Annotated in this window: 7 protein-coding genes; 3 read left to right on the top strand and 4 right to left on the bottom strand. The window is 72.3% G+C overall.

All coding sequences use genetic code 11. From position 1 onward, the window contains the following. The 3 genes from DQW85_RS29775 to DQW85_RS29765 all read right to left on the bottom strand — a co-directional run. The coding region (locus tag DQW85_RS29775; protein ID WP_162795479.1) for a serine/threonine-protein kinase at positions 1-767 on the bottom strand (767 nt) is incomplete at its 3' end. A gap of 208 nt (positions 768-975) precedes the next feature. Continuing rightward, the gene (locus DQW85_RS29770) at positions 976-1,809 is read right to left on the bottom strand and encodes a siderophore-interacting protein (protein ID WP_113703152.1); all 834 of its coding nucleotides are present in this window, start codon (positions 1,807-1,809) and stop codon (positions 976-978) included. Between the two features lie 83 nt (positions 1,810-1,892). Then, the gene (locus tag DQW85_RS29765; RefSeq protein WP_113703151.1) at positions 1,893-2,936 is read right to left on the bottom strand and encodes an alpha/beta hydrolase; all 1,044 of its coding nucleotides are present in this window, start codon (positions 2,934-2,936) and stop codon (positions 1,893-1,895) included. Positions 2,937-3,079: 143 nt separating this feature from the next. On the opposite strand from DQW85_RS29765, the gene DQW85_RS29760 reads away from it, so the two are divergent. From DQW85_RS29760 to DQW85_RS29750, 3 genes are read left to right on the top strand one after another with little or no spacing between them, the layout of a single operon-like run. Beyond that, positions 3,080-4,012 carry an ABC transporter permease gene (locus DQW85_RS29760; protein ID WP_240197509.1) on the top strand — a complete coding sequence of 311 codons (933 nt, stop codon included), beginning with the start codon at positions 3,080-3,082 and terminating at the stop codon, positions 4,010-4,012. Beyond that, positions 4,005-4,793 (top strand): ABC transporter permease, encoded by a 789-nt coding sequence (locus DQW85_RS29755; RefSeq protein WP_113703150.1) that lies wholly within the window; start codon positions 4,005-4,007, stop codon positions 4,791-4,793. Before DQW85_RS29760 ends, DQW85_RS29755 begins: the two co-directional genes overlap by 8 nt. A 2-nt stretch (positions 4,794-4,795) precedes the next feature. Continuing rightward, entirely contained in the window at positions 4,796-5,551 is a 756-nt protein-coding gene (locus tag DQW85_RS29750) for an ABC transporter ATP-binding protein (RefSeq protein ID WP_113703149.1), read from the top strand. 10 nt (positions 5,552-5,561) lie between these two features. On the opposite strand, the gene DQW85_RS29745 is transcribed toward DQW85_RS29750, so the two are convergent. After that, positions 5,562-6,017 carry a hypothetical protein gene (locus DQW85_RS29745; RefSeq protein WP_240197508.1) on the bottom strand — a complete coding sequence of 152 codons (456 nt, stop codon included), beginning with the start codon at positions 6,015-6,017 and terminating at the stop codon, positions 5,562-5,564. Positions 6,018-6,307 lie beyond the last annotated feature (290 nt).

The raw sequence follows: 6,307 nt of genomic DNA, 5'->3' as shown, positions 1-6,307 counted from the left end.
CGCGGCCGGGCGGCGGGGTCCTTGGCCAGCGCCGCCTCGACGGCCGGCCGCAGCGGCGCGGGCACCCCGTCCAGCCGGGGCGCCTCCAGCACGATGCGCCGGGCCAGCACGTCGTCCTCCCCCGCCCCGAACGGGTGATGCCCTGTCGCCGCGAACGCCACCAGGCAGCCCCACGCGAAGACGTCCGAGGCCGGCAGAGCGGGGCCGCCGGTCAGCCGTTCGGGCGACACCCAGCCGGGGCTGCCCATGACCTGCCCCGCCTCCGTGTACGCGCCGGTCGTGTCGACGTCGCGGGCGATGCCGAAGTCGATGACCCGCGGCCCCCGCGCGGACAGCAGCACGTTGGCCGGCTTGAGATCCCGGTGGACCAGTGCGGCGTCGTGCACGGCGACCATCGCACCCGCCACCCCCAGCGCCACCCCGTAGGCGAGGTCCGGGGTCAGCGGCCCGCCCGCCGCGACCACCTGCGACAGCGCCGGACCGGGAACATGTTCGGACACCAGGTAGGGCCGGTCCCGGTCGGTGCCGTCCTCGACCACCGCCGCCGTGCAGAACGGCACCACCCGGCGCGAGAAGGCGACTTCTCCGGCGAAGCGGGCCCGCAGCGTGGGATCCTTGAGGTGCACGGCATGCGGCGTCTTGACGGCGACGAGCCCGCCTCGCGGGTGTTCGGCCAGGTAGACGACGCCCATCCCGCCGCTGCCGAGTCGGCCGAGCAGGAGATACCGGCCGATGATGACCGGATCGCCCACCGTGAGCGGTCGCACGCCTGGAGGCATGTCACTCGAACCACGCGCCATCCGGGTCTCGCCTCTCCTGTCTGCTGGGACACGGCACAGCACACTGTGGTCCCGCCGGGAGAGGGTTTCCGCACGACCTGCGCAAGGGGTATCGGAGGTAAGGCGGTCGTACCGCCGAGGTGAGTAAGGGGTGTGACCCGAGTGGCGTCCCGCGCCTCCCGGTGACGGGCGCGCGTCAGCCCAGCGCGGCGGCCTCCTCGGCGTCGATCTGACGGTTCCACTCCTGCTTGACCGCCCGCCACGCCTCGTCGTCCACGCCCGAGCGCCAGTAGCCGGAGATGGACATGCGCTCCAGCGGCACCCGGCGCTCGACCCTCAGATGGTGTCGCAGCCGCCTGACGAAACCGGCCTCCCCGTGCACGAACGCGTGCACGTCGCCTTCGGGGAAGTCCAGCCCGCACACCGCCTGCACCAGCGCCTCGCCGACGGGCCGGCCGTCGCGGTGCACCCACAGGACGCGGGCGTCGCCCACCGGCTCGAGCTTCTGCTCGTCCTCGGGGCCGTCGACCTCCACCAGAACGTGCGCCGGCGCCCCCTCGGGCAGCGCCTCCACCGAGGCGGCGATGGCCGGCAGCGCGCTCTCGTCACCGACCAGCAGGTGCCAGCCCGCCTCCGGGCTCGGCGCGTAGCCGCCGCCGGGGCCCAGCATCAGCAGTTCGTCGCCCGGCACGGCCCGCGCCGCCCACGGCCCGGCCAGGCCCGAGTCGCCGTGGTGCACGAAGTCGATCGTCATCTCGCGCGCCTCGGCGTCCCACGCGCGCACGGTGTAGGTGCGCAGGCGCGGCCACAGCTCCCGGGGCATGGTCTCGCGCACGTTCTGGACACTGAACGGGACCGGATAGTCGACGCCCTCGTGCGGGAACACCAGCTTCACGTAGTGGTCGGTCTGCCCGGACAGCTCGAAGTCGCGCAGCCCGTCACCGCCCACCACGACGCGGATCATGTGCGGCGTGAGCCGCTCGGTGCGCAGGACGACACCACGATGGTGATCTGTCGGCTTTCCGGCCATCGACCGCTCCTCAGCGCATAGAAGTTAGGCATACCTAACTTATACCCGCGAGTCGTCGGGCGCGCGCAGGGAGCCGCACCAGGTCAGGCGGCGGCGCCGGAGGCACTGTCGGACGCCCCATCGTAGGCGCTGTCGGGGGCGCCGTCGTAGGCGCTGTCGGCGGCGTCGCCGGAGGCGCGCCGGGCGGCGGCCACGGCGGCGACGAAGCCCGCCATGTGGCGGAAGGCGTGACGGGCCTCGGGCAGCACGTCGGCCAGGATGGGGAAGACGTGCGGCATGCGCGGCCATTCCTCGTACGTCACCGGCACCCCCGCCTCGCGCGCCCTGACGGCCACCCGGCGCGCCTCGTCCCGGAGCACCTCGGTCGAGCCCGTCACGATCATCAACGGGGGCAGGCCGGTGAAGTCGCCCAGCACCGGCGACACGAGCGGGTCGCGCGGGTCCAGGCCGGAGGTCCAGCGCCGGGCCAGCCAGCGGACGCGCCCGGCGGACAGCATGGGGTCCTGCCAGCGGTTGGCCCGGCGGGGGAAGTCGGTGAGGTCCGCCCACGGCGACAGGCAGATGGCCGCGCCGGGGAGCGGCGCGCCCTGATCGCGCAGCGCTAGCAGCGTGGCGAGCGTGAGGTGACCGCCCGCCGAGTCGCCGGCCAGGATGACGTCGTCCGGGGCGTACCCCTGGCCCAGCAGGCACCGGTAGGCGTCCAGCGCGTCCTCCAGGGAGTCGGCCAGCTTGTGCACCGGGCCCTGCCGGTAGTCGAGCGCGATCACGGGGCGGCGGGCCGCGACCGACAGGCGCCAGGTGATCGACCTGTGCGTGCTGGGCGAGCAGGAGAAGTAGCCGCCTCCGTGAAAGTAGAGCAGCACCTTGCTCTCGTCCGGCTCCTCGCCCGCGCGCAGCCACTCGCCGCCGCAGGCGGAGAAGCCGGCGGGCGTGACCCTGACGTGGCCGGGCGGGCGGATCGGCACCCACCTGGTCAGCTCGCCGATGCGGGAGGCGCAGTCGATCGCCAGCCCGTGGCGCATGAGCAGGCTCGACGCCGGTTTGAGCGTGCCGCGCATCAGCCCGGTGAGCGCGCGGGCCTGCCAGCTGAGGGGATAGTCCGGAGTGACGTCCCTGTCGATGTGCATGTTCTGTCCTCCGATGAATCTCCTTCCCCGAAGAGCATGGATCTACTCACCGGTAAGTATCCCGTCGCTTACGGGAACATTTCCGGGATGTGTCGACCCGCAGGTCGCAAGGTCCGCCAGGGCCGGCGGCCGCCTTAAATCCGTTGCCCGCCGCCCGCCCGCGGGCGCATAATCCAGCGCTCCCATCGGCCGACCCGCGCGCGGGTCCGCGCACGGCTCGTCACCGTGCCATCACCCTCCGGAGGTGCGAGACCATCCCCTTCCACGCCCCCTTCCACGCCCCCTTCCACGCCCCCCTCTACGCCCGGCTCGTCCGCTACGGCTTCCGCAAGCACGCCACGTACGTCTGGGGCGCGCTGGCCGGCGCGTTCACCAACAGCGTGTTCGGCGTGCTGCGCGCCTACGTCCTCATCGCCCTGTGGGAGGCACGGCCGGGCCTCGCCGGGTACGACGTCACCCACGCCGTCACCTACTGCTTCGTCACCCAGGCCTTCATCGGCCCCATGCAGCTGTTCGGCGGCGGCCTGGACGTCCCCGAGCGCATCCGCACCGGCGACATCGCGCTCGACCTCGTCCGCCCCGCCTCGCTCCAGCTCTGGTCGATGGCCGAGGACCTGGGCAGGGCCGGCTACCTGTTCCTCGTGCGGGGGATCCCGCCGGTGCTGCTGGGCGCCGCCCTGTTCGGCGTCGTCCGGCCCTCGGGGTTCGCGGGGTGGGCCGGGTTCGCTGCCTGCTTCCTGGCCGGGTGGGCCGTCGGCTTCGCCTGGCGCTACCTGGTCGCGCTGTCGGTCTGCTGGCTGGTGGACGACCGCGGCGTGCAGGTCGGCTCGCTCGTCCTCACCACCCTGCTCAGCGGCATGATGATCCCTCTCCCGCTGGTCCCCGGGCCGCTGGGCGAGCTGGTCAGGGCGCTGCCGTGGGCCGCCATGGCGCAGGCGCCCGCCGACGTCTACCTCGGCACGGCACCGCCGCTGGAGACGCTCGCCTTCCAGGCGTCCTGGGCCGTCGCGCTCCTCGCGCTGGGCGCGCTCGGCACCCGGGCGATCCGCCACAAGGTGGTGATCCAGGGTGGTTAGCACGTACATCCTGCTGGCCTGGACGTGGGCCCGCGCCGCCATGGCCTACCGCGCCTCGTTCGCGCTCATGGCGGTGCTCGGCACGGTCCTGGCCGCCACCGACGTGGCCGTGATCCTCGTCATCTTCGCCAACACCACCAGCCTCGCCGGCTTCTCCCACGACGAGGTCCTCTTCCTGTACGGGGCCTCGAACGTGGCGTTCTGCTTCTGCGACATGTTCGTCGGCAACGTCGACCGGATCAGCCGGCACATCAAGGCCGGCACGTTCGACGCGATGCTCATCCGGCCGGTCAGCCCCTGGATCCAGCTCGCCACCGACAACTTCTCGCCCACCCGCGCCGGCCGAATCGCGCAGGCGGCCGCCGTCCTCGCCTACGCGCTCGCCGCGCTCGACCTCGACGCGCGACGGCTCTGGATGGTCCCCGTCATGATCGTGACTGGCGTGGTCATCTTCGCGTCGCTGTGGACGCTGGCCGCGTCGGTGCAGTTCGTGCTCACCGACGCGCCGGAGGTGGTCAACGCCTTCACCTACGGCAGCGGCCAGCTCACCCAGTATCCGTTCAGCGTCTACGCCCGCGACCTGGTGCGTGGCGTGACGTACGCGCTGCCGCTGGCGTTCGTCAACTGGCAGCCCGGCCTGTACGTGCTGGGCCGGGACGACCCGTTCGGCACGCCCTCCTTCATGCGGTTCCTCGGCCCCGTCGCGGCCGTGGGCCTCGCCCTGCCCGCCTGGCTGGCCTGGCGGCGGGGCATCCGCCACTACCGATCGACGGGAAGCTAGACATGATCGAACTCGACCGGGCCGGCCGCTCCTTCAAGGTCAGGCGCGAGGTCGTGCACGCCGTACGGGACCTGTCGTTCACCATCGCGGCCGGCGAGTTCGTCGGCTGCCTGGGCCCCAACGGCGCCGGCAAGTCCACCACGATCAAGATGCTCTGCGGCATCCTCACGCCGACGTCCGGCAGGGTTCGGGTGGCCGGGCTCGACCCGTCACGCAGGCGCACCACGCTCGCCCGCCGGATCGGTGTGGTGTTCGGGCAGCGGACCACGTTGTGGTGGGATCTGCCGCTGCGTGACAGTTTCGAGCTGATCCGGCTCCTTTACAACGTAGATCGTGTTGCGTACCGGTCGCGGCTCGACGAGCTGACCGAGACGCTCGGACTCGGCGACTTCGCGGCGAAGCCGGTGCGCCAGCTCAGCCTGGGCCAGCGGATGCGCGGCGACCTGGCCGCGGCGCTGCTGCACGCCCCCGACGTGCTCGTCCTCGACGAGCCGACGATCGGGCTCGACGTCGTGAGCAAGGCGGGCATCCGCGACTTCCTGCGGCGGCTCAACTCCGAGCAGGGCACCACCGTGCTGCTGACCACACACGACCTGGGCGACATCGAACGGCTCTGCCGCCGGGTGATGCTGATCGACCACGGGCGGCTGGCGTTCGACGGGACGCTGGACGATCTGATGGCCACCGCGCCCGGCCGGTCGACCATCGAGGAGGTGGTGACCCGCCTCTACACGACCGGCCGCGAGACCGCCAGGTGACGTGGCCGGCTCAGTAGTAGCTCTTCTCCTGCGGGCTCTCCTCGTAGTCCTCGCCGTCGTAGTCGTCCTGGCGGCGCTGCCAGCGCGAGGGCATCAGGACGGGGACGAACAGGGCCACCCCCAGCAGCGCCAGGACACCGGAGGTGAGCAGCAGCCGGGCGCCGGCCCCCGCCTCCCTGACGATCTGGTGCATCGACGGCTCGTCGGGGACGAAGGACAGCGCGCGGTTCATGTCCAGCGCGTAGACCACCGTCCACGCCAGCAGCGCCATCGAGGGGAGGAACGTCGCCAGCGGCGAGACCCGGCCCGCCACCACCAGCCCGACCACGAGGCCGACGGCCGCCATCGCGCCGAGGGCGATCCACAGTTTCTGGCCCGCGGGGCCCTGCGCGACGGTCACCGCCTGCTGGGTGGCCCATCCGCCGCCACCCAGTACGGCCACCGCCGCCACCAACCCGATGAGCAAACCCGCAAAATGCCGCAACGTTCTCACCTCATGTAAACGCGGTCGGAACGACCCTAGCGACATTGACGGCAAATCGACCAGGCATTGCGGAGCTTGGGCAGAGAGGTATCTCCTGGCCTCGTCCCGTGAGAGCATGTGCCCACCGATGCGCGCGCACCTTCCCCTCAGGCTCGCGCGGACGGCCGCCTTCGCCGCCGTCTGCGTCACCCTGGCCGCGCTCGCGCACGCGATGAGCGGCGGGTCGGCGCCCTCCCCGGAGCGGGCGGCGCTCGGCCTGGCCGCGGTGTTCG

Source organism: Nonomuraea lactucae (assembly GCF_003313395.1).
Lineage (GTDB): Bacteria > Actinomycetota > Actinomycetes > Streptosporangiales > Streptosporangiaceae > Nonomuraea > Nonomuraea lactucae.
This window is presented reverse-complemented; position numbering and strand designations above follow the sequence as displayed.

What these genes read in the sequence shown, in the direction of transcription:
- DQW85_RS29770 (WP_113703152.1), bottom strand. Translation starts at nt 1,809, where the DNA reads ATGGCCGGAAAGCCGACAGATCACCATCGTGGTGTCGTCCTGCGCACC.
- DQW85_RS29750 (WP_113703149.1), top strand. Translation starts at nt 4,796, where the DNA reads ATGATCGAACTCGACCGGGCCGGCCGCTCCTTCAAGGTCAGGCGCGAG.
- DQW85_RS29765 (WP_113703151.1), bottom strand. Translation starts at nt 2,936, where the DNA reads ATGCACATCGACAGGGACGTCACTCCGGACTATCCCCTCAGCTGGCAG.